We start from the raw sequence: 21,066 nt of genomic DNA on the forward strand, positions 1-21,066 counted from the left end.
GTCGGGCCGCTGTCGCGGGTCGCGCCCAAGCCGATCAGGTTCGTGCTCAACTGGGGCCGCCGCTACTCGCTGTGGGTCTTCAACTTCGGCCTGGCCTGCTGCGCCATCGAGTTCATCGCGACGTCGATGAGCAGGCACGACTTCATCCGGCTCGGCGTCATCCCGTTCGCGCCGGGCCCGCGGCAGGCCGACCTGATGGTCGTCTCCGGCACCGTCAGCGACAAGATGGCCCCCGCGGTCCGGCGCCTCTACGAGCAGATGCCCGAACCCAAGTACGTCATCTCCTTCGGCGCCTGCTCCAACTGCGGCGGCCCGTACTGGGACTCCTACTGCGTGACCAAGGGCGTCGACCAGATCATCCCGGTGGACGTCTACGTGCCCGGCTGCCCGCCCCGCCCGGAGGCGCTGCTGCAGGGCATCGTCCACCTCCAGGAAAAGATCGCGGGCGAGTCGCTGGGCGACCGCTACGGCGGGGAGGGCGGCGGCGGGGAGCCCGTCGCCCCGCCGCCCGCGCCGCGGCCGTTCCCAGCCACCGTCCTGCGCCGCCCGCTCCAGCCGCCGCCCCCGTCCGGCGAGCACGAGAGCTTCGAGCACTGGCACAGCCTTGAGGCCGACGGCCATGAGGCCGAGCCTCCGAAGGACGAGGCGGGGGAGATCCGGGCCGCGGAGAACGCGGCTCTGGAGGACGCGGCCGCGGACAACGAGACCGTGCCCGTCCAGCACCTCGGCGAAGCGGAGGTTCAGGCCGCGCACGAGGCGCCGCCCGTCAAGCCGACCGACACGACACAGCCCGTCCGGCATCTCACGGAACCCGCGGCCGCGGCGGAGCCGCCCGTCGATCCGGCCGACGTCACCCAGCCCGTTCTGCATCTCGGCGAGGCCGACGCTTCGGCCGCGCCCGAACCCGAGCCGGAGCCCGAGCCGGAGCCGGAGCCGGAGCCGGAGCAGACCACGCCTTCTGCCGGGCCGACGGACACAACGCCGCCCGTCCGGCCGGAGGACACAACGCAGCCCGTCCACATGGTCGAGGACCAGTACGTCACCGCGCCCGTCCCGGTGGTGGAGGACGACGACCAGGGCGCGGACCCGTCGCATGATCCGTCGATCATCCCCGGGCTGGTGGACGACGACCACGACGACCAGATCGGACGCGACCGATGAGCCCGCAGCCGCCGGGGCCGGAACTCGCCGACGCCTGGACGGAACGCTTCGGCGACGAGGTGACCACCGAGGAGACCTTCGGCGGGCTGGCCGTCGGGGTGTCGCCCGAGCTCTGGCTGGACGCGCTCACCTTCGCGCGCGACGACCTGTCCTGCGGATTCTTCGACTGGCTGACCGGCGTCGACGAGCTGGAGGACGGCTTCGCGGTGGTCGTCCACGTGTACTCCCTGGAGCGCCGCCACCACCTGCTGATCCGCACGCGCGTCACGAAGCGGGCGCCGGTGCTGGCGACGGCGACGGGCGTCTACCGGGGCGCCGGATGGCACGAGCGGGAGACGGCGGAGATGTTCGGCATCCTCTTCGAGGGCCACCCGAACCTCGTGCCTCTGCTGCTGCCCGACGGGTTCGAGGGCCACCCGCTGCGCAAGGACTTCGTGCTCGCCGCCCGCGTCGCCAAGCCGTGGCCGGGCGCCAAGGAGCCGGGCGAGTCGGGGCACGGGGCGCCGAGCCGCCGCCGCGTCCGCCCGCCCGGGGTCCCGGAGGGCTGGGGGCCCAATGCTTGAGGTCGTGGTCAAGCTCGTGCTGGTCGCGGGCGCGTTCGCGGTGCTCCCGCTGCTGGTGGGGCAGGCCGAGCACAAGGTGATGGCGCACATGCAGGGCCGTCTCGGCCCCATGTACGCGGGCGGTTTCCACGGCTGGGCGCAGCTCGTCGCCGACGGCGTCAAGTTCGCGCAGAAGGAGGACGTGGTCCCGCGCGACGCCGACCGTTGGGTGTTCAAGCTGGCGCCGGGCGTGGCGATCGTCCCGTACCTGCTGGTGCTGCTGGTGATCCCGGTCGGGCCCGGCGGGCAGGTCGCGCTGGACCTCGGCCCCGGGGTGTTCTTCGCGCTCGCCGTGATGGGCGTCGGCGTGATCGGCGCGATCATGGCGGGCTGGGCGAGCGCGAACAAGTACTCCCTGCTCGGCGGGATGCGGGTCGCGGCGCAGCTGATGTCCTACGAGCTGCCGATGGTGTTCGCGGCCTCGTCGGTGGCGATGGCGGCGGGGACGCTGTCGCTGCAGGGCGTGGTGGAGGAGTGGCGCTGGTGGTGGCTGCCGTGGCAGGCGGTCGGCGGCGTGGTCTTCTTCGTCGCGGGCCTGGCGGAGCTGCGGCGACCGCCGTTCGACATGCCGGTCGCCGACTCGGAGATCATCTTCGGTCCGTACACGGAGTACGGCGGGCTGCGCTTCGCGCTGTTCATCCTGGCCGAGTACGCCGGGATCGTCGTGCTGTGCGCGCTGACGACGGTGCTGTTCCTCGGCGGGTGGAAGGGCCCGTTCCTGAACACCGAGCTGGGCTGGCTCTGGACGCTGCTGAAGATCGCCGTGCTGGCGTTCTGCGTGATCTGGCTGCGGGTCAGCTACCCGCGCATGCGCGAGGACCAACTGCAGAAGCTCGCCTGGGCGTGGCTCGTCCCGCTGTCGCTGGCCCAGCTCGCGCTGACCGGCGTCCTCAGGGTCGCCCTCTGAGCGCCGGCGCCCGGAGCTCAGCGGAGGAAGATCGTGAAGTCGGCCAGCTGGGGGAGGACGTCCGGCGGGACGTCGGCGTCGAGGGCCATCTCCTCGACGGAGACGAACCCGCCCGTCTGCGCGCGGCGGCGCACGATCCGGTCGGCGATCTCCGGGGTCATGCCGGGCAGCGCCTCGATGATCTCGCGGGGCACGTGGTTGACGTCCACGAGCCCGCCGTCGTCGTAGGTGCGCGGCGCGTCGGGGCGGCCGATGCGCAGCTCGCGGGCGAGCGCCGGGTCCTCGGCGGCGAGCGCGCGGGCCTGCTCGCGCAGCGACCGCCGGTACTTGGCGACCTCGATCGCGTGCTCGTTGAGCACGTTGCGGGGGATCTCGCGGGGGAAGACCGACGGCCGGACGGCGAACGCGTGCCCCGTCCCGGCGATCCACAGCAGGATCGCCAGGAACGAGCCGAGGAACAGGAAGACCGGGTCGCCGGCCTGGAGCATCATCATCACGGCGGCCGTGCCGGCGCCGTAACCGGCGGCGGTGATCCCGAGCCCGAGGGACTGCCGCCGGACGGCCGCGTACAGGAACGAGAACGGCGTCCCATAGCCCAGGGTGACAAAGGGCACGAAAGCCCACACGAATCCGCGGGCCGTCTGCGGGCCGGGCACCGGGATGGGCGACGGCAGAGGCGGCTGCGGGGGCACGGGCGGACCCGGGTACGGGGGACGCCTGCCGGGCGCCGGGTGCGGCCGCTGCGGAGGCCGCGGCGGGTGTCGGTGCTGGGGACGGGGGTGGTCGGACGCCGGCCGGGAGCGGTGCTCGGGCTCGGGCTCGTAGGGGCGCTCCGCGTGATGACCCACATGCCCTCCCCGGCCGCAAGCCTGCGCACTAGCACACGACCTATACCTCGTTGGACGAACGCCGAACCCGTCGCGTTCCCCCCGCGCCGATCGTGCGCAATCATGGGGCCGTGGGACGGCTACCAGGAGGCGGGCTGGCCAAGGGGCTGGCGGTCACGTTGCGGACGATGACGCGGCGGTCCATAACGCGCCAGTACCCCGAAGTGCAACCGGACCTGCCGCCGCGCGGCAGGGGCGTCATCGCGCTGTTCGAGGAGAACTGCACGGTGTGCATGCTGTGCGCCCGCGAGTGTCCCGACTGGTGCATCTACATCGATTCGCACAAGGAGACGCTCCCCGCCGAAGGCGGCGGGCGCCCCCGGACCCGCAACGTCCTCGACCGGTTCGCGATCGACTTCGCGCTCTGCATGTACTGCGGCATCTGCATCGAGGTGTGCCCGTTCGACGCGCTGTTCTGGTCGCCGGAGTTCGAGTACGCCGAGTACGACATCGCCGAGCTGACGCACGAGAAGGAGCGGCTGCGGGAGTGGATGTGGACCGTCCCCCCGCCGCAGGCGCACGACCCGTCCGCCGAGCCGCCGAAGGAGGTGGCCGCGGCGGAGAAGGCCGCCGCGCGGGCCGCCCGGTCTCCGAGGACCGGCCCGCCCCGGGGGTCCCGGGAGCCGGGGGAGCGCGGATGAGCGGCCAGGAGATCGTGTTCACGCTGCTCGGCGTGGTGGCCGTCGGCTCCGCGATCCTCGTGGTCACGACGCGGCAGCTCGTCCACGCGGCGCTGTGGCTGGTCGTGTCGTTCGGCGCGCTCGCGGGCGGCTACCTCGTCCTCACCGCGGAGTTCGTGGCCTGGGTGCAGGTCCTCATCTACGTCGGCGCCGTCGTGGTGCTGCTGCTGTTCGGGGTCATGCTGACGCGGGCGCCGATCGGGCAGTCCGCCGACCTCGACTCCGGGAACCGGTGGGCCGCGCTGGCCGTCGCCGCCGCCACGGCCGCCGTCCTGGTCACGGTGATGGCCATGGGGTTCGGCGGCGCGCGGATGCCGCTGCGCGCGGGCGGCGGGTCGGCGGACGAGCTCGGCGGCGCCGTGTTCCGGACGTGGGTGCTGCCGTTCGAGATCCTGTCGGTGCTGCTGCTGGCCTCGCTGGTCGGCGCGATCGTCCTGTCGCGGTCCGACATCCGGGCCCGCCCGGCGGCGGAGGCGAAGCCGGACCGGAAACCCGTCGGGGAGCCTGACGCGAAGCCCGGCGCGGAGCCGGACGGGAAGGGCGCCGCCTGATGCATCTCGCCTACCCGACGGTCGTCGCCGCCCTGCTGTTCTCCGTCGGCGTGTACGGGGTGCTCGCGCGCCGCAACGCCATCCTCGTCCTGATGTCGGTCGAGCTGATGCTGAACGCGGTGAACCTCAACCTCGTCACGTTCGACGTCTGGTACCGGGACCGCCTGCACGGCGGCCAGGTCCTCACGCTGTTCACCATCGTGATCGCCGCGGCGGAGGTCGGGCTCGGCCTCGCGGTCGTGCTGCTGGTGTTCCGCAACCGGCAGATGATCGACGTCGACCGGCTCCGCGCCCTCTCCGAGGACGCGGAGGCCCTGGAGGCCGCCCCCCGTCCGGCCGGACGCGTGCCCGGCGGCGGGGAGGGCACTCCCGAACCGGCGCCCGAGCGCGAGGAGGCGGCGCCGTGATCTGGCTCGCGTCGCTCGCCGCGCTGCTGCCCTTCCTCGCCGCGTTCGCCGGCATGCTCTTCGGCCCGTCCCTGACCCGGGCGCTGCGCGGCGGCCCCGCGGGGTCGCCACTGCGGAACGGCCCCGCGCTGATCGCCTGCGCGCCGGTGGCGGTGTCGCTCGTCCTCTCGGCGATCGTCGCGTTCGCCGTCTGGCGGGACCCGGGCGAGCGCACCGGCGTGCTCACCCTCGTCGAGACCGGATCGGTGCCGATCAGGGTCGGACTCCAGGTGGACGGCCTGGCCACGGTGGTCAGCCTCATGGTCTGCTGCGTGGCGCTCGCCGTCCAGATGTTCTCGGTCGCGTACATGTCCGGCGACCGCCGGTACTCCTCCTACGCCGCGTTCATCTCCCTGTTCACGTCCGCGATGCTGCTGGTCGTCTACTCCGGCGACCTGCTCGTCCTGTACGTGGGCTGGGAGGTCATGGGCATCTGCTCGTACTTCCTGATCGGGCACCACTGGGAGGACCGGGCCAACTCGCGGGCGGCGGTCAAGGCGTTCCTCGTCACGCGGCTCGGCGACGTCGGCTTCCTCATCGGCGTGATCGTGCTCGGCGCGGGCGCGGGGACGTTCCAGATCGACCGGATCATCCGGACGGCCGGCGGCCTCCCGCAGTCGACGGCGACGGCGGCCGCGCTGCTCCTGGTCGCCGGCGTCGCGGGCAAGAGCGCCCAGTTCCCGCTGCACACCTGGCTCCCGGACGCGATGGCGGGCCCCACGCCGATCAGCGCCCTCATCCACGCGGCCACGATGGTCGCGGCGGGGATCTACGTCGTGGCGCGCCTGTACGGGGTGTTCCTCGCGGCGCCGTCCGCGCTCGCCGTCCTCGGCGTCCTCGCGGTGGTCTCCATGGTCGGATCGGCGTGCGCCGCCCTCGCCCAGGACGACCTGAAACGCGTCCTGGCCTACTCCACGATCAGCCAGCTCGCCGTCATGGCCGCCGGGCTCGCGGTGGGGGCGCGGTCGGCCGCGATCTTCCACCTGCTGACGCACGCGGCGTTCAAGGCGCTGCTGTTCCTGGCCGCCGGGTGCGTCATCGTGACCGCCGGGTCGAACATGCTCGCCCACTACGGCGGCCTGCGGCGCGGCATGCCCCTCACGTTCTGGTCGATGACCGTGGGCTTCGCCGCGCTCGCGGGCGTTCCGCCGTTCAGCGGGTGGTTCAGCAAGGACGCCGTCATCGAGGCCGCCCAGCACGCCGCCCTGCATGGCGGCGAGGTCACATCGGGCGGGATCGCGTGGCTGGTCTATGGGGGACTGCTCGTCACGGTCGTCCTGACGGCCGCCTATGCGATGCGTGCGTGGCTGATGACGTTCTTCGGTGAGCGGCGCGGGACGCACGAGGTCCGCGACCCGGCACGGATCATGTCGTGGACCGTGGCGGCGCTGGCCGTCCCCGCCGCGATCCTCGGATTCTTCGGCCTCGGAGCTTCGGAGCTGCGGCCCCAACTCGGAGCCTCGCTGCTCAGCGTGCTACTGCTCGCGGTGGGCGCGGGAGGTGCCTTCCTTGTGTGGAACCGCGACCCGGCACTGGATCCCGCGCGCGCGCTCGGCCCCGTCCGTACCGTCTTCGCGCGGGCCTTCTTCGTGGACGAGCTCTATGCGGCGGTCATCGTCCGGCCCGTCCAGGCCCTGGCGCGACATGTCGTCCTGTTCGACCAGCGACGCGTGGACGCCGCCGTCGTCGGCACCGGACGCGGCGCGGGGCGGATCGGCGGCCTGGTCAGATTCGTCCAGAACGGAAACCCCCAGACCTACCTCACCGGCCTGCTCGCCGGTGTCGCCGCCATCGCGGCCGCGGTGGTGATCTTCCAGTGATCTTCGTGCTGATGATGGCGATCCCGCTGCTCGGGGCGCTGGCGATGCTCGTCCCGGCGAACCGGTTCCTGCGCACCGGCTTCGCCGTCCGCGCGTTCGGGACGGCCGTGTCCGCCGCGACCCTGCTCGTCGCGGTGTCGGCGCTGACCGCGTTCGACTTCGCCGACACGTCCCGCATGCAGATGGAGGTCGACCGGCCCTGGGCGCCCGCCATCGGCCTGCGGTTCCACCTCGGCGTGGACGGGATCTCGCTGCCGCTCGTCGTGCTGACCGCCCTGCTGACGTTCCTGTGCTTCCTCTACACGCTGCGGCACCCGCCGGAAGGCGGCCGGATCCGGCTGCTGACCGCGCTGCTGCTCGTCCTGGAGGTCGGGATGCTCGGCACCTTCGTCGCGCTCGACCTCGTGCTGTTCTTCGTGTTCTTCGAGACCGTCCTCGTCCCCATGTACGTGGTGATCATGCTGTGGGGCGGGACGGGACGCCGCGCCGCCGCCACCAAGTTCATCCTCTACACGCTCCTCGGCTCCGGGCTCCTGCTCGCCGGCATGCTGCTCGTCGGCGCCGAGGCCGGCACGCTCGACATGACCGACCTCGCCGCCCGGCACGGATCCGGCCTCTCGCACGGCCTCCAGGTCACCGCGTTCGCCCTGATGGGGATCGGGTTCGCGGTCAAGGCGCCGATGTGGCCGCTGCACACCTGGCTCCCGGACGCGCACACCGAGGCCCCCACGGTCGGGTCCGTCCTGCTGGCCGGCGTCCTGCTGAAGATGGGCACCTACGGCCTGGTCCGCGTCGCGCTGCCGCTCGCCCCGGAAGGCGCGCGGGTCTGGGCGCCGTGGCTCGGCCTCCTCGCCGTCATCGGGATCGTCTACGGCGCGCTCGCCTGCCTCGCCCAGCGCGACCTCAAACGGATGATCGCCTACTCGTCCGTCGGGCACATGGGGTTCGTCCTGCTCGGCATCGCCACCCTCACCCCGGTCGGCGTCAACGCCGCCCTCTTCGGCAACATCGCGCACGGCCTCATCACCGGCCTGCTGTTCTTCCTCGCCGGCTCGATCAAGGAACGCTGGGGCACCGGCGACATGAACGCCCTCGGCGGCGGCATGCTCAGCACGTCCCCGCGGCTGGCCTCCATCCTGACCTTCGCGTCCGTCGCGTCCCTCGGGCTCCCCGGGCTCGCCGGTTTCTGGGGCGAGGTCCTCGCCCTGATCGGCGCGTACCGCCCGCACGCCGACCTGCCCCGCGAGACCTTCGTGACGTTCATGGCCGTCGCCGCGCTCGGCACCGTCCTGACCGCCGCCTACTTCCTGCGGATGCTCGCCAGGCTCACCCACGGGCCGTCCGACGGCGTCGCCGTCCCCCGCGGCCCGGTCGCGTCGGTCTCCCTCCAGGAGTACGCCGCCTGGGCGCCGCTGATCGCGCTGACGCTGCTGGTCGGCCTCTGGCCGAAGACCCTGCTGGACGTGACCACGGGTCCGGTCCGCGCGCTGTTCGGAGGCGGCTGATGATCCAGGACATCGACTACGCGGCGGTCGCGCCGCCGCTGGTCCTCGCCGTCGCCGCGATCGGGCTGCTGCTCGCCGACGCCTTCGACGCGCCCCGCCGCGTCCTGTCCCTGCTGTCCGGCGGGTCCCTCGCCGCCGCGCTCGTCGCGGTGATCGCACTGGCCGCCGGGGACCGCCGCGCCACCTTCTGCCTGCCGGACGGCCTGCGCTCCGGCGGCCCCGCCTCCTGCTCCTACGTCGCGGACGACTTCACCCTGCTGTTCCAGGGGATCATCCTCGGCGCCGCCGTCATCGTCGTGCTGCTGTCCCTCCAGGAGATCACCGACTCGAAGATCCCGGTGGGGGAGTACCACTTCCTGCTGCTCGCCGCCGTCATCGGCGCCCTCACCCTGGTCGCGGCCCGCGACCTCGTCCTCCTGGTCGTCGCGCTGGAGACCCTCTCCCTCCCGGTGTTCGCGTTGGCCGCGCTGCGCCGCTACGACGGGACGTCCTCCGAGGCCGCGCTGAAGCTGTTCCTCGTCTCCGTCGTGTCGACCGCGGTCATGCTGTTCGGCATCAGCCTCGTGTACGGCGCGACCGGCGCCATGCACCTCGACCGGATCGCGCCGGCCCTCGCCCGGCTCCCCGCCGACCTCGACCCCGTCGCCGCGCTGGGCTCCGTCCTCGTCCTCGCCGGGTTCGCGTTCAAGGTCGCCGCCGTCCCGTTCCACTTCTGGGCGCCGGACGTCTACCAGGGCTCCCCGCTTCCCGTCGCCGCGTTCCTCGCCGTGGTCTCCAAGGCCGCCGGGTTCGCCGGGCTCGCGATCGTCCTCGCCCTGGGCCTGCCCGCCTACGGGCACGTGTGGGGCCCCGTCGTCGCCGTCCTCGCCGCGCTCACCATGACCCTCGGGAACCTCGCCGCGCTCCGCCAGCGGACCGCGATCCGCCTGCTGGCCTGGTCGTCGGTCGCCCAGTCCGGCTACATGCTCGCGCCCCTCGCGGTCGGCTCGCACCGCCTCCCCGAGGCCGTCGCCGCCACCACCGCCTACGTCGCCCTCTACGCCGTCATGAACATCGGCGCGTTCGCCGTCGTGATCGGCTTCCACCGCCGCGGCGCCGCCACGGGACGCTGGGACACCCTCGACGACTACCGCGGCCTCGCCCGCCGCAGCCCCGCCGTCGCCACCGCCCTCGCCTTCTTCCTCATCTGCCTCGCCGGCCTGCCCCCCGGCGTCATGGGGCTGTTCGCGAAGGTCGTCGTGTTCCGCGCCACCCTCGCCGGCGGCGTCACCTGGCTCGCCGTCGTGATGGCGGTCAACACGGTGATCGGGCTCTACTACTACCTCGCCTGGGCGGTCCGCCTCTTCACCCCCTCCGCCACCAGCGAGGACTACGACGCGGCACCCGGCCTCAGCGTCCGCGCGGCCATCACCGCGGCGGCGGCGGGCGCGGTCGTGCTGTCCGTCGCGCCCCAGATCGTCCTGCAGACGGTGGGGAACGCCACGTAATCGGGGAAACGTTTGGGAACGTTCCCCCAGGTCAAACCGTTGATGTTCATGCCGGAGTCGACGGGGAGGCAACGCAGGTGCGGTTCAACGGCGTCAAGACGGCAGCATTGATCGCTGCGCTGTCGGCATTGGTGCTGGTCGCCGGCTGGACGTTCGGCGGCGGTACCGGCCTGGCGATCGCGCTGGTCATCGCCCTCGGAACCAACGGCGTCGCGTACTTCTTCAGCGACCGCATCGCGCTCCGCTCCATGCGCGCCCACCCGGTCGGCGAGGTCGAGGCTCCGGTGCTGTACCGGCTCGTCCGGGAGCTGGCGACCTCGGCCCGCCAGCCCATGCCGCGCCTGTACGTCTCCGAGACCCGCCAGCCCAACGCGTTCGCGACCGGCCGCAACCCGCGCAACGCCGCCGTCTGCTGCACCCGCGGGATCCTCCAGATGCTGGACGAGCGCGAACTGCGCGCCGTCCTCGGCCACGAGCTGTCCCACGTCTACAGCCGCGACATCCTCATCTCCTCCGTCGCCGCCGCCATCGCCACGGTCATCACCTACCTGTCCCACCTGGCGATCTTCCTGCCGATCGGACGCTCCGAGGACGACGACGGCCCCGGCGTCGTCGGCGCCCTCCTGATGCTGATCCTCGGCCCGGTCGCGGCCGCCGTCGTCCAGATGGCCATCAGCCGGACCCGCGAGTACTCCGCCGACGCCGCGGGCGCCCGCCTCACCGGCGACCCCCTCGCCCTGGCCTCCGCCCTCCGCAAGATCGACGCCGGCACCCGCGCGCTGCCGCTGCCGCAGGACCCCGAGCTCGCCACCACCAGCTCCCTGATGATCGCCAACCCGTTCCAGGGCGCCGGCATCGGCAAGCTCTTCTCCACCCACCCGCCGACCGCCGACCGCATCGCCCGCCTGGAACGCATGGCCGGCCGCCGCTAGATTCGACCGAACCACTCCGGACGCCGCCGCGTCATAACCAACAAGAGCGCGCCGGCCACTTCTGCGGGGGATGGGGCCGGCGCGCTCCCCTCGTCCTACCGGTAGTTGACGAACTGCAGCGCGACGTCGAGGTCCTTGCCCTTCAACAGGGTGATGACCTGCTGGAGGTCGTCCTTCTTCTTCGAGCTGACCCGCAGCTCGTCCCCCTGCACCTGGGCCTTCACACCCTTGGGCCCCTCGTCCCGGATGATCTTGCCGATCTTCTTCGCGTCCTCCTGGGCGATGCCCTCCTTCAGGCCCACGCCCAGCTTGTACACCTTGCCCGACAGCTTCGGCTCACCCGCGTCGATCGCCTTCAGCGAGATCCCCCGCTTGACGAGCTTGTCCTTCAGCACGTCCAGCACGGCGTTCGCCCGCTCCTCGGTGTTCGCCTGGATCTCGATCGACTCCCCGGACCACTTGATCCCCGCGTCCACGTTCCGGAAGTCGAACCGGTTCGCCACCTCCTTGGCGGCCTGGTTCAACGCGTTGTCGACCTCCTGCCGGTCCAGCTTCGACACGATGTCAAACGACGAGTCGGCCATCGCCCACACATCCCCTCAGCAGCAGCATCACGATCTACAGAGCGTATCGACTCCCCACCCCCCGCACGCCCCGCCTCGATGTCACACCCACCGCGATGGTCCGCTATCCTTTCCAGCGAAACACCACGGCGGGTTGCCCGAGTGGCCAATGGGAGCGGACTGTAAATCCGTCGGCTTAGCCTACGCAGGTTCGAACCCTGCACCCGCCACACCAGTGAAAACAGCCCCTGACCAGGCGTAACCCGGTCAGGGGCTGTTCTCGTTGTGTCCGGCTGTCTCTGGTCGTTAACGGGCCTCTACGGCTGCCTGTGCCGAATACGTGCCGAAGTTCTAAGGGCTCTTTGGCCTGGTCGCCTCACTGATTCGGCGCATGGCGTCCCTCCTCTTGCCCGCCCCCTCGGCCCCCTGAGCCGGCGGCACATCAGCGCCCAGCTATGCCCAGACGGCCGCATGCCGCGGGCGTTCGGGGCGGCGGGCCAGCCTGAAGCCCGCTAAGCGCCCTTGCGGCCGAGGGCATCGTGCGGCCTCAGCAGGGGCAGGGCACGATGGTCACCTGGCTTCCGCCGATGCTCCACTCACCGGCGCGCTACGACCGGGCGACCCGCGAGAACAACGGCGCCCGCGGCGCGTTCGACGCCGAGGTTCGTGCCCGTGGGCTGGAGCCGCAGCACGAGATCACCACCGAACGCGCCGAGCCGCCGGCGGCCGTCGCCGAGGCGCTCGGCCTGCCGGCCGGTGAGGTGAACTGTCTCGTCCGGCGTCGGCGACTGCTCGCCAGCGGCATCCCGGTCCGGTTGAACGCCAGTTGGTTCCCGCTCGACATCGCCGAGGGGACCGTCCTGGAGGAGAACGGGCCGGTCATTGTCGGCGGCGTCAAGAGCGCGCTTGCCGAACTTGGCTACGCGCAGACCAGGGCGCGTGAGCAGATCGTCCCGAGTCGTCTGCCCACCGAGGCCGAGGCGCACGCGCTGGAGATCAGCCCGGAGCGCACGGTCGTGGAGATCACGCATGTCGGCCTGACGGCCGAGGGCCGCGCCGTCGAGGTCACGGTCTCGGTCGCACCCGCCCACTACGTGACGGCTCAGTACGAGTTCCCGCTTGCCTGACAACCGGAGAGACCACACCCGATGATCACGCGCCTAGTCGAAGACCACGCCCAGGCCCTTGCCGGCAAGGGCGAGCTACCCGCGTTCGTCTACGACCTCGCCGCGCTGCGTGAGCACGCGGCCGAGGTCAAGGCCGCCCTCTCGGCGCCCGGTGCGCCGGAGATCTTCTACGCCGCGAAAGCCAACCCGGACGCGCCGATCCTCCAGGCTCTCGCCCCGTACGTCGATGGCATCGAGGTCGCTTCCGGCGGCGAGCTGGCGCACGTGCGCGAGGCACTGCCGGACGCGCGGTTGGCGTTCGGCGGCCCCGGCAAGACCGACGACGAACTATGCCTGGCCCTCGACCTCGGCGTCGAGCGCATCCACGTCGAAAGCCCCTACGAGCTGACCCGCCTGGCCGACATCGCTGCCACGTCTGGCCGTGAGGTCGATGTCCTGCTACGGGTCAACCTTGCTGGCGATCGCAGCGGCGTCGCGCTCGCCATGAGCGGCCCGTTCGGCATGGACCCGAACCTGATCGAATCGTGCACCGGCATCCTGGAGAACTCTCCGCAGGTGCGCCTCTGCGGCATTCACGCGCACCTGGCGTCCGGCCTGGACGCCTCCGCCATGGTCGCCCAGTCCGCCGAGATCCTCGCGTGGGGCCGCGCGTGGCTCGACAGGATCGGCCACACCGGACCGCGTGAGTTCAACCTCGGCGGCGGCATGGCCGTCGACTACGCCACACCCGACACTCGATTCGACTGGAAGCAGTACGGCGCCGACGTCGCCGCGCTCGCCGAGCCGGGCGAAACACTGCGCATCGAACCGGGCCGCTCCATCAGCGTCTACGCCGGGTGGTACATCACCGAAGTACTGGACGTGAAGAAGGCACACGGCCAGTGGTACGCCGTCCTACGCGGCGGCACCATACACATCCGCACACCCGTCACCAAGCAACACAACCACCCGCACGACGTCCTCACCTGCAACGGGAACGGCCCCACGGTCGCCGGCGAGCCCGTAACCCTCGTCGGCCAGCTCTGCACCCAAAAGGACGTCTTCGCACGCGAGGTCCCCACAGACCGCATCGCAGTCGGCGACCTAGTCGCATTCTCCATGGCAGGCGCTTACGCCTGGAACATCTCCCACCACGACTTCCTAATGCATCCTAAACCGACGTTCGCTTACGTAGGCGTGAAGTATGCTCTGACGAACCCCCGGCAGTTGCGCCAGGGGTTTGTTGTTAAGAGCAACAGGGGTAAGGGCTTGACTGAGAAAAGCGCACATTTATTCTTTTCGGGCGCCGGTTGAACGAATCTTTTTAAGGTGGTGAGCGATCTGCGACTCATAACGCTCGGCGTCCCAATCGGGAAGCAGAACATCTGCAGGCGAGTGGGTCAAGAGGTTGCGGAGTCTCAAGATATCCTTTAGTTCGATTATTTCGCTTGCACTTAGGTTGGCTTCGCTTGAGTAAGCTAGTATTAGCTTGCTCAAGTTCCTTGGAGCTGATTGAGAAGTATCGCCGAAATACTCCTGCAATGCATGCTCCAATTCTGCCCATCCCATGATTATCGCAGTTTCTCGGGCGGCGTTTTTCGCGAGAGAAGTGGCGGTCCGTTTATGGTTTTGGGCCATTTCTCGCGCCCGCATGCTGGAATAGATGGCATATCCCGCGGTGGCGAGGCCGGTAAGCCCTGTGGCCGTTCCGACGACACTGCTTACGAGATCTGCATTATCTAGGCCAGAACTGAGGGCATAAACTCCATACCCGCCGAGTGTGCCGAGCAAGGTCGAAATGGCTGCCCCATATAGAAGAGCTCTCCTGTATGCGGATATATTAAAGCGTACCTGATTGTCGGCAGATGCCTCGTTTAGCGCGAATCCCAACTCGCGAAGTGCCGCGTTGACATCAAATTCCGTCACCTCTGGCAACGGATTTGGGCGAGCTTGTTGCGAACGCCGGGATAGCTCTATGAGGCTTTTGCGAAAATCTGCTGTAGCCTGGTCGACTGCTTTACGCGCGTCTGGAGTGAACGCGGAGAGTTCGGGTTGGGGGCGGTCCTCGTCATGCCGTCTCATTTGGAACCCCAATAAATGCAGATCAAGAGAATTAGCGCGCAGATCGCAAAGCCAACCGCTCCCCAAGGTTTCGTTATATTGTTAACGAATATGCCGCCGCCAAAGGTAGTGGCCCCACCGACCGCTGCGGCTATGAGCTGTTGCTTGCTGAATTGTTTCTGTATGTAGCCTCTCCGGACCCAGGTAGCCATATCTGTGACCATGCCCGGAGTGATCATGGGCTCCCCTGGGCCCGAATGCTGTGCCGCTGCTACTCGGCTTGCCTCATCAAGGACATCCCGGCCATGTTCCGCCAGAGCGTCACATAGTGCCTTGCAGGTCTGTTCCGGCAGTACCGAACTGCCGGCGACCAAAATGCGCAGCTCGTCAGGGGGGTTGGCCACGACCTGATTCTAGCGACCGGTGTCGTGGTGTCCGAGGAGAATCGCAAGATCCGCCCTGCGGTCGGCACGGTTACGTGCTTCCGTCTGCAGGACGCAGAGTCTCTCAAAAAGGACATTTGTGCAACGCTCTGCATGATTGATGGACCAGGTAGCTTAACTTGCCATCCTAAAGGCCCCATTAGTCGTTTCCGTAATCAGGTTCCTGGAAGTAGTCTTCCGGGTTGCCCTCGACTTCGAATGAGGTCGCTATACCCGCCTGATTGATCAATTCATACGAGTCGAGGACGAGTTGACAGTTAGGGCAACTGAAGTGGTCGGCTCCAATCGTGAGTTCGACCGTTACGTCGACATTATACTCATCGATCTCTTCGGGAGGGGCGTAATAGCTACTTCCGTGGAAAATCTGAGTGTTCTCTACATCCTCACCTTCCAGTATGCCCTCGGACCCGCAAGCGGGACAAAGCTCCGTAGTGTTGTAGCTAAGCCACGCGGTAAGGTCTCGCCCTACTTTCCATTCGGCCGCGACTCTTGTTCGAAGCGTTCCTTCTTGGTTTTGTTGTAGGCGTTGCTTGGCTCTTTCTATAAGCGCCTCAGTTCGTAGTTCAACATTCCTGGTGTTCTGCTCCAAGTGGTCAAGCACTACTCGTTCCCGGTCCGTGCCTACCAGGCCAGCAATATCCTGGTCCAATGCTGTGATCAGAATAGGGGCCTGCGCCCAGTACCTAGGCCACCAGATCTTGGGCGGGATGGCCATGAAACCTGTCCCACTGCTATGCAGGTATTCATTCCTTCCGTTCACGATCTTATTGGCTTCAGCTTGATCAAATGGCTTGAAAGCTTTGTGGCAGCGAGCGAACAGGGTTTTGGCTCTTACGGAAGTAAATCGAGCCTCGCCCGAAACCAGCCCACTTGCAATAAGTAGGTTCGTGCCGTCCTCTGTAGGCTCGGCAACTAGCAGTGGTGAGACCCGTGCGAGAGCTGCTTTTGCAAGTAGTTCAAGAGCGAGCGCAGCCCACAGGGCTTGCTCGTCGAATGACCTAAAATCATCGTCCATCGCGCGATTGAGGAACAGTTTTGCTTTCATCCACAAGGCTTCATGGTCGTAGGGCGAGTTCACGATTGGTCTCCAATGTAAAAGCTGATTCGCTGAAGTTCCCGATCGGGATCGTCAATCGCTGCGGCTCGCCCATGGAGGGCGCGTCGATTATTAATCACCAACAACATGTTTGGCTGATTCCATGCGTGCTCGATGACGCCTTCGGATATCTCCTGAAAGAAATTTGCTACTCGTCGGGCGCGAGCATCGCATGGCGTCATACAAGCGGGATCGTAGCGGAGCCTTCCGCGAACATTCGCCGGGCAGAAGAACGAATCTTTGCCGTTGTGAACGAGAAAAATTCCGTCTTGGGCCACCGATGGGATTCTTGAACGCCGATTGCGAGCGTCCATGCTTGGTCGCCAAAGGCGTGTATGAGTGGAACTCGTGGTCGTGTTAAAAAGCATCACTACGTCTGGTGGACGAAGCAGGTGAGCGCCATCGGTGTGTAGTGGTTGAGCCTCCAGACCGTACTGAGCACTCATCGAGTTTGCCCGCGCCTCCGCGTGATCCAAAGGTCGCAACGTAGTAACAGTTGGGTCCCCCCTGCGTATCGGTACCTCAGTCCACCCTAGGGACTGTGCCTCGACCTTGACCTCATCGACCGTCCCCGAACCAACGGTCCACCCTTGCCGCTGGGCTGTTTTCGTCAAGCCTGCAAGATTCGACGCCATGGAGTAGTTGTACGCCATCTGTCTAGCAACGCACACCGGGGTTTCCCGGTGCATCAGGGGGCTTCTAAAGGAATCAGTACGTCGCATGATGACGGAACATGGACGGAACAGCGGGGTGCAGGGAAGCGCGAGAAGGGTCCTTCACTGCAGGTCAGCCCTGTGATGACGGTGACGATTTGGTCTCTCTGTAAATCCTTCGGCTTAGCCTACGCAGGTTCGAACCCTGCACCCGCCACACCAGTGAAACAGCCCCTGACCAGGCGTAACCCGGTCAGGGGCTGTTCTCGTTGTGTCCGGCTGTCTCTGATCGTTCACGGCCTTCTACGGCTGCCTGTGCCGAATACGTGCCGAAGTTCTAAGGCCCCTTTGGCCTGGTCGCCTCACTGATTCGGCGCATGGCGTCCTCCTCTTGCCCGGCCACGCACTTGGCATAGACGCGCAGCAGGACGGCGACGCTATGCCCGGCCCACTCGGCCACCTGAGCGGGCGGCACACCAGCGCCCAGCCACGTCGAGACGGCCGCATGCCGCAGGGCGTACGGAGTCTCAGCCAGCGGCGAGGCGGCCTCACGCTCGCTCAGGGCTGCCGCCCTGGCCTTGCGCCAGGCCCCGAGGTACGTCCGGTCAGTCATGATCCCGCCGCGCGGCCCGACGAACAACCGGCCTCCGGCCGGGATGTTGAACGCCTTGACGTGGTGGCGCAGCAGCATGACGAGCTCCGGGTGAATCGGCACGGTCCGAGTCTCGCCGGGCGCCCGATGCTTGAGAGGCTGCCGGTCCCGCGGCTTCCCGCTGTCCGTCCACCTCGAGCCGCTACGCGGTTCGGCGTGCGTCAGCCGCATCTGGCCCCACCCGTCATCCGGCAGGCGCACGAGGTGATCCCGCCGCAGGTCGACCGCTTCCTCAGGCCGCAGCGCGGCGTAGTACATGACGCCGAAGAAGGCCACCATGCGCTCACCGCGCTTGCCCTGCGCCCGGACGGCGTCGAGTAGCCGCCGCGCCTGATCGGGATTGGCGACCACCCGAAGGTCAAGCGTCTGCGCCACGCGCGGTCGAGTCCACCGCACCAGGGTCAGCGGGTTGACCGGGATGACGCGCCGCTCACAGGCGTACTCCATGGCGTTGTTGAACGTCGCGCGCTTGCGTGTGGCCGTACTGCCCGCCGCCGGAGTCCCGTCCTGCCGACGACTCAGCCGGTCGAGGACTTGCCGGGCGAGCTGGGGGCCCTGCCGGTCGGGCCCGAAGTCGCTCATGTCGACCGTGTTCCGCTCCAGCCATCGGACGGCCGAGGCCAGGTGTTCCGGTGGTTTGGTCTCGCCGTTCTGCAGACGTCCGCTGTACGCCCACGCTCGCAGAGACTCACGCAACAGGCTGCCCGCCGGAGCGCCCTTGCCCGTGACCAAGAGGGCCTCTGTGGCGTCCGTGAGCGCCTCAGCGATGCCTCGCCGATGGTTGGGGGAGGCGTACGGCCACTTGGCCGCGCAGTAGTCGAGGGAGAACGTGAACCAGGTGAGCGCCTTCTCTTCTCGCTCCCAAGAGAGGGGGCGGCCGGTCTTCACGGCGAACGCCTCACCCTTTCGGGCAGCCGTGAGGAGGGACGAGCGGAAGCTGTCAGCCTGCGCCGAGTTCCGGAACGGCTCCTTCCACGTCTTCCGAGCGACCTTCCACCGCACGGTGTAGGTGGTGACGCGCTTGCCCTTGTAGACATCGGTTTTGTAGACCCGGACGTCGTACGTGATGTCGTCCATCAGGCGGCGTCCTCGCAGGCCGACAGCCAGTGGTCGAGGTCCCGCCGGCGAATGCGAAGGCTGCCGTTCGGCAGGACGATGCAGAGCGGTGCGCGTCCCTTCTGACGCCAGTCATAGAAGGTCGACCGGGAGATCTGAAGCTCAGCGCAGACCTCAGGGACAGTGAGCGTGTCGCGGTTCGCGGACATGGCCACGTGATGCCTCTCCATGGAGTCAGGAGCCAGACGGTTCAAGATGAGGGAGCTGCTTGCCGGTCAGGGCAGCCGTGAGAAGCGCTTCGCCGGGCGTCATGCCTTGGCCGAGGTAGCGCCAGTGCGCGACGACCAGGACCTGGTCGTCGTCGAAGGGCAGTCGGCCGGTCGTGATGTCGTCGTGTTGGTGCTGGTTGTGCTCGATGCGGGCTTGGCGGAGTGCGCCGAGGGTGGTGGAGTAGCGGCGGGATTTGGTGGAGAAGTGGCCGCGGAAGCCGAGCATGTGAGCCCACTCCGCCAGCCGCAGCCCCGCGTACTCCTCGATGACGCCCAGTCGGAGGCATTCGGCGATGAGCCGCCGCGCGTGGCTGCTCACCGGAAGGTCGGCCAGGTCGTCAGTAGGTCTGATTCGGCGGTCGAGGGTGCCGACGCATTCGGCGGCTTTGGTGGCGTACTTGGCGATGTAGCCCGCCACGGCGGTATCGGTCAGTTCCCCCGTGGTGGTGATCGGTCGGACGTCGACCTGTGAGCCCCACGCATGCGTCAGGGCCGGGACATCGCCCGCCGCAGGGGTCGAGACGGTGACCGCGCCCGCCGCATGGTCGACGGCCGCTTTGAGGAGGCCGAGGGTGGCCCAAGCGGGCGGAGAGGCATCTGGGCCGCCGGGTCCATCGAGGCGGATGACGGCGTGGAAGTGGACCAGGCCGCGCCGTTGGTATTCGGCGACTTTGGCGAACGACACGGTCAGCACGTCCCGTAGGTCGGCCACGCGCAGGCCCGCGGACCGGGCGACGTATCGCCGGAAGGCCAGCGCGAACCGGCGCCACAGCTCAGGGGCGTGGGCGTTCCAGAGCACCGCGCCGGCGTAGTCGAAGCAGTCTGGGCAGATGGGTTGCCCGAGCCGGGAATCCCCGTCGGAGTGGCGGACGGTGCAGGAGACGGGCCGCCCGTGCGGACACGTCCCGCCATCGCGTCGAGGACGGCAGGCCACTACACCGCCGGCCTTGCCGGTGCGGCGGGAGTGGACGGCACCGAACGAGGGCGCGGTGAGGGTGACGAACGCCGCCGGGTGAGTGCTCACGGTGTCCGGGACGCCCTTGCCGCCGACCAGTCCCGCGCGGACGAGCTGGTAGGTATCCGCGCGGTAGGTCTCAGCGCAAGCAGGGCAACGCGAGGCCCGCCGGGTTTTGCACGCCACCCGCAGCGTTCCGCCCGGCTCTTGCGCGGTGGAGTAGTGCCGGAGGATCTCGCCGGTCTGCGGGTCCAGGTGGGTAACGCGGCCACGCAGGTGGACGGGTTGAGCGCAGCCGCCGGTGGCGTAGGCGCGGCGCGCCCAGCCACGGAAGTCGGCGCGGTTGTACCGGGCGGCCATGTCACGCGCGGCCACACCGTTAATGAGCGGAGTCGGGGCGGGATCGGGCACGATGAACGGGTCTCCTGCCTGTCTGTGGGATGGGCGGGTGATGGGCCCGGCGTGGCCGCACTTGCTTGCCGGCGACGGCGGCCACGCCGGGGACTACAAGGCCGAGGTGATCCGGGCGAGCCCATCGGCCACGAGCGCCAGGCCGTGAGCGATGGCGCAGACGGTTGCGGCGGCGCGCTCGGGATGCCGGACCGCGAACAGGCCCAGGACCAGCCAGAAGCAGGCGAAGGCGCAGCGGCGCAGGAACATCGGGCGGCTCCTGTCAGGTGTGGCCGTGGCCGTTGCAGTCGGGGCAGGTGGACCCGTCGGAGGCGATCCCGCCCCCGCCGCACGTCCCGCACACCCAGCCCACGACCAGCCGAGCGAGCGGGGCGAGCGCGCGGGAGGGCGCCGCGTGCTGGTCGGCGGGAATCAGGCCGCACGCTCCTTGTCGCCGTCCTGGTCGGGGTCGAGGCGGATGTTGTGGCGGTAGCTGGTGTAGGCGTCGTATTCGTCGTGGCGTCGCTGGGGGACGTGGACGATGCCGTATGTGATGCGGCCAAAGGTCTTTTCGGCGCTGTAGTGGCCACCGTTGGCACGCTTGTCGATGACTTCGGCGCCGAGCAGCGCGGCGACCTTGTCGACCATGGCGACCGCCGCGGCCTCGTCCTCGTCGCGGGCGTAGACGTTGTACTCCCTGCCGTACTCGTTGACCGGGACGGCGGGGTTGGCCTCCAGGAAGTCGGCCAGGGCGCGAAGGCCGGCGATGGTCTGATGGCGGGCGAACAGGTCACCGGGCACGAGCAAGGACGTGTGACCGGTCGGGTTGGTGTGGGCGATCATG

General features: G+C 68.7%; 21 protein-coding genes, 1 tRNA gene and 1 pseudogene. 13 read left to right on the forward strand and 10 right to left on the reverse strand.

The genetic code is table 11. From position 1 onward, the window contains the following. Nucleotides 1-9: 9 nt before the first annotated feature. The 3 genes and pseudogenes from AB0K37_RS12315 to AB0K37_RS12325 all read left to right on the forward strand — a co-directional run. A pseudogene (locus AB0K37_RS12315) lies at nucleotides 10-453 on the forward strand (NADH-quinone oxidoreductase subunit B family protein); the annotation flags it as partial. A gap of 704 nt (nucleotides 454-1,157) precedes the next feature. Next, nucleotides 1,158-1,724, forward strand: coding sequence for an NADH-quinone oxidoreductase subunit C (locus AB0K37_RS12320; protein WP_363978861.1), 567 nt, complete (start codon nucleotides 1,158-1,160; stop codon nucleotides 1,722-1,724). Continuing rightward, nucleotides 1,717-2,670, forward strand: coding sequence for a complex I subunit 1 family protein (locus tag AB0K37_RS12325; protein ID WP_345178290.1), 954 nt, complete (start codon nucleotides 1,717-1,719; stop codon nucleotides 2,668-2,670). The genes AB0K37_RS12320 and AB0K37_RS12325 overlap by 8 nt, the downstream gene beginning before the upstream one ends. 17 nt (nucleotides 2,671-2,687) lie before the next feature. Here AB0K37_RS12325 and AB0K37_RS12330 read toward each other — a convergent pair whose 3' ends face one another. Continuing rightward, the gene (locus tag AB0K37_RS12330; protein WP_363978864.1) at nucleotides 2,688-3,284 is read right to left on the reverse strand and encodes a helix-hairpin-helix domain-containing protein; all 597 of its coding nucleotides are present in this window, start codon (nucleotides 3,282-3,284) and stop codon (nucleotides 2,688-2,690) included. A gap of 344 nt (nucleotides 3,285-3,628) precedes the next feature. Between AB0K37_RS12330 and AB0K37_RS12335 the strand changes: the two genes are divergently transcribed. From AB0K37_RS12335 to htpX, 7 genes are all read left to right on the forward strand, one after another. After that, the gene (locus tag AB0K37_RS12335; RefSeq protein ID WP_363978867.1) at nucleotides 3,629-4,198 is read left to right on the forward strand and encodes an NADH-quinone oxidoreductase subunit I; all 570 of its coding nucleotides are present in this window, start codon (nucleotides 3,629-3,631) and stop codon (nucleotides 4,196-4,198) included. Further along, the gene (locus AB0K37_RS12340; protein WP_363978870.1) at nucleotides 4,195-4,788 is read left to right on the forward strand and encodes an NADH-quinone oxidoreductase subunit J; all 594 of its coding nucleotides are present in this window, start codon (nucleotides 4,195-4,197) and stop codon (nucleotides 4,786-4,788) included. Before AB0K37_RS12335 ends, AB0K37_RS12340 begins: the two co-directional genes overlap by 4 nt. Continuing rightward, the gene (gene nuoK / locus AB0K37_RS12345) at nucleotides 4,788-5,195 is read left to right on the forward strand and encodes an NADH-quinone oxidoreductase subunit NuoK (RefSeq protein WP_363978873.1); all 408 of its coding nucleotides are present in this window, start codon (nucleotides 4,788-4,790) and stop codon (nucleotides 5,193-5,195) included. Before AB0K37_RS12340 ends, nuoK begins: the two co-directional genes overlap by 1 nt. Then, nucleotides 5,192-7,054 (forward strand): NADH-quinone oxidoreductase subunit L, encoded by a 1,863-nt coding sequence (locus AB0K37_RS12350; protein ID WP_363978876.1) that lies wholly within the window; start codon nucleotides 5,192-5,194, stop codon nucleotides 7,052-7,054. Before nuoK ends, AB0K37_RS12350 begins: the two co-directional genes overlap by 4 nt. Next, nucleotides 7,051-8,559: an NADH-quinone oxidoreductase subunit M gene (locus AB0K37_RS12355; RefSeq protein ID WP_363978879.1), complete on the forward strand. Its 1,509-nt coding sequence runs from the start codon at nucleotides 7,051-7,053 to the stop codon at nucleotides 8,557-8,559. Before AB0K37_RS12350 ends, AB0K37_RS12355 begins: the two co-directional genes overlap by 4 nt. Continuing rightward, nucleotides 8,559-10,046, forward strand: a complete 1,488-nt coding sequence (locus tag AB0K37_RS12360) for an NADH-quinone oxidoreductase subunit N (protein WP_363978882.1) — start codon at nucleotides 8,559-8,561, stop codon at nucleotides 10,044-10,046. The genes AB0K37_RS12355 and AB0K37_RS12360 overlap by 1 nt, the downstream gene beginning before the upstream one ends. A 77-nt stretch (nucleotides 10,047-10,123) precedes the next feature. Beyond that, a complete protein-coding gene (gene htpX / locus AB0K37_RS12365) occupies nucleotides 10,124-10,978 on the forward strand; it encodes a zinc metalloprotease HtpX (protein WP_363978885.1) in 855 nt (284 codons plus the stop codon). A gap of 95 nt (nucleotides 10,979-11,073) precedes the next feature. Here the strand turns inward: htpX and AB0K37_RS12370 are convergent, their stop codons facing one another. Then, the gene (locus tag AB0K37_RS12370) at nucleotides 11,074-11,562 is read right to left on the reverse strand and encodes a YajQ family cyclic di-GMP-binding protein (RefSeq protein WP_345178307.1); all 489 of its coding nucleotides are present in this window, start codon (nucleotides 11,560-11,562) and stop codon (nucleotides 11,074-11,076) included. Nucleotides 11,563-11,689: 127 nt separating this feature from the next. Between AB0K37_RS12370 and AB0K37_RS12375 the strand changes: the two genes are divergently transcribed. The 3 genes from AB0K37_RS12375 to AB0K37_RS12385 all read left to right on the forward strand — a co-directional run bounded on the left by AB0K37_RS12375 (nucleotide 11,690) and on the right by AB0K37_RS12385 (nucleotide 13,961). Continuing rightward, nucleotides 11,690-11,771: transfer RNA gene (locus tag AB0K37_RS12375), tRNA-Tyr, on the forward strand. Between the two features lie 309 nt (nucleotides 11,772-12,080). After that, on the forward strand, nucleotides 12,081-12,668 hold the full coding sequence (locus AB0K37_RS12380) for a UTRA domain-containing protein (protein ID WP_363978888.1): 588 nt from the start codon (nucleotides 12,081-12,083) through the stop codon (nucleotides 12,666-12,668). Between the two features lie 21 nt (nucleotides 12,669-12,689). Next, nucleotides 12,690-13,961, forward strand: coding sequence for a type III PLP-dependent enzyme (locus AB0K37_RS12385; RefSeq protein WP_363978890.1), 1,272 nt, complete (start codon nucleotides 12,690-12,692; stop codon nucleotides 13,959-13,961). Here the strand turns inward: AB0K37_RS12385 and AB0K37_RS12390 are convergent. The 8 genes from AB0K37_RS12390 to AB0K37_RS12425 form a co-directional block, all read right to left on the reverse strand. Next, nucleotides 13,938-14,729, reverse strand: coding sequence for a hypothetical protein (locus AB0K37_RS12390; protein ID WP_363978893.1), 792 nt, complete (start codon nucleotides 14,727-14,729; stop codon nucleotides 13,938-13,940). The genes AB0K37_RS12385 and AB0K37_RS12390 overlap by 24 nt on opposite strands. Further along, complete coding sequence (locus tag AB0K37_RS12395) at nucleotides 14,726-15,112, reverse strand: hypothetical protein (protein WP_363978895.1); 387 nt, start codon at nucleotides 15,110-15,112, stop codon at nucleotides 14,726-14,728. The genes AB0K37_RS12390 and AB0K37_RS12395 overlap by 4 nt, the downstream gene beginning before the upstream one ends. Nucleotides 15,113-15,290: 178 nt before the next feature. Then, nucleotides 15,291-16,229, reverse strand: coding sequence for a hypothetical protein (locus AB0K37_RS12400; protein WP_363978897.1), 939 nt, complete (start codon nucleotides 16,227-16,229; stop codon nucleotides 15,291-15,293). A gap of 1,008 nt (nucleotides 16,230-17,237) precedes the next feature. Next, nucleotides 17,238-18,629: a tyrosine-type recombinase/integrase gene (locus AB0K37_RS12405; protein ID WP_363978900.1), complete on the reverse strand. Its 1,392-nt coding sequence runs from the start codon at nucleotides 18,627-18,629 to the stop codon at nucleotides 17,238-17,240. Then, nucleotides 18,629-18,817, reverse strand: a complete 189-nt coding sequence (locus AB0K37_RS12410) for a helix-turn-helix domain-containing protein (RefSeq protein ID WP_363978939.1) — start codon at nucleotides 18,815-18,817, stop codon at nucleotides 18,629-18,631. The genes AB0K37_RS12405 and AB0K37_RS12410 overlap by 1 nt, the downstream gene beginning before the upstream one ends. Before the next feature lie 25 nt (nucleotides 18,818-18,842). Beyond that, nucleotides 18,843-20,243, reverse strand: a complete 1,401-nt coding sequence (locus tag AB0K37_RS12415; protein ID WP_363978903.1) for a replication initiator — start codon at nucleotides 20,241-20,243, stop codon at nucleotides 18,843-18,845. A 93-nt stretch (nucleotides 20,244-20,336) separates the two neighbouring features. Continuing rightward, a complete protein-coding gene (locus AB0K37_RS12420) occupies nucleotides 20,337-20,492 on the reverse strand; it encodes a hypothetical protein (protein ID WP_363978906.1) in 156 nt (51 codons plus the stop codon). Between the two features lie 162 nt (nucleotides 20,493-20,654). Further along, nucleotides 20,655-21,065, reverse strand: coding sequence for a hypothetical protein (locus AB0K37_RS12425; protein ID WP_363978909.1), 411 nt, complete (start codon nucleotides 21,063-21,065; stop codon nucleotides 20,655-20,657). Nucleotide 21,066: the final 1 nt, after the last annotated feature.

The organism is Actinomadura sp. NPDC049753 (assembly GCF_040674655.1).
Classification (GTDB): Bacteria; Actinomycetota; Actinomycetes; order Streptosporangiales; family Streptosporangiaceae; genus Spirillospora; species Spirillospora verrucosospora.

Coding starts and splice junctions, on each gene's coding strand:
- AB0K37_RS12410 (WP_363978939.1), bottom strand. CDS start 18,817: ATGTCCGCGAACCGCGACACGCTCACTGTCCCTGAGGTCTGCGCTGAG.
- AB0K37_RS12360 (WP_363978882.1), top strand. CDS start 8,559: ATGATCCAGGACATCGACTACGCGGCGGTCGCGCCGCCGCTGGTCCTC.
- AB0K37_RS12425 (WP_363978909.1), bottom strand. CDS start 21,065: ATGATCGCCCACACCAACCCGACCGGTCACACGTCCTTGCTCGTGCCC.
- AB0K37_RS12320 (WP_363978861.1), top strand. CDS start 1,158: ATGAGCCCGCAGCCGCCGGGGCCGGAACTCGCCGACGCCTGGACGGAA.
- AB0K37_RS12340 (WP_363978870.1), top strand. CDS start 4,195: ATGAGCGGCCAGGAGATCGTGTTCACGCTGCTCGGCGTGGTGGCCGTC.
- nuoK (WP_363978873.1), top strand. CDS start 4,788: ATGCATCTCGCCTACCCGACGGTCGTCGCCGCCCTGCTGTTCTCCGTC.
- AB0K37_RS12325 (WP_345178290.1), top strand. CDS start 1,717: ATGCTTGAGGTCGTGGTCAAGCTCGTGCTGGTCGCGGGCGCGTTCGCG.
- AB0K37_RS12370 (WP_345178307.1), bottom strand. CDS start 11,562: ATGGCCGACTCGTCGTTTGACATCGTGTCGAAGCTGGACCGGCAGGAG.
- AB0K37_RS12420 (WP_363978906.1), bottom strand. CDS start 20,492: ATGTTCCTGCGCCGCTGCGCCTTCGCCTGCTTCTGGCTGGTCCTGGGC.
- AB0K37_RS12385 (WP_363978890.1), top strand. CDS start 12,690: ATGATCACGCGCCTAGTCGAAGACCACGCCCAGGCCCTTGCCGGCAAG.
- AB0K37_RS12405 (WP_363978900.1), bottom strand. CDS start 18,629: ATGGACGACATCACGTACGACGTCCGGGTCTACAAAACCGATGTCTAC.
- AB0K37_RS12390 (WP_363978893.1), bottom strand. CDS start 14,729: ATGAGACGGCATGACGAGGACCGCCCCCAACCCGAACTCTCCGCGTTC.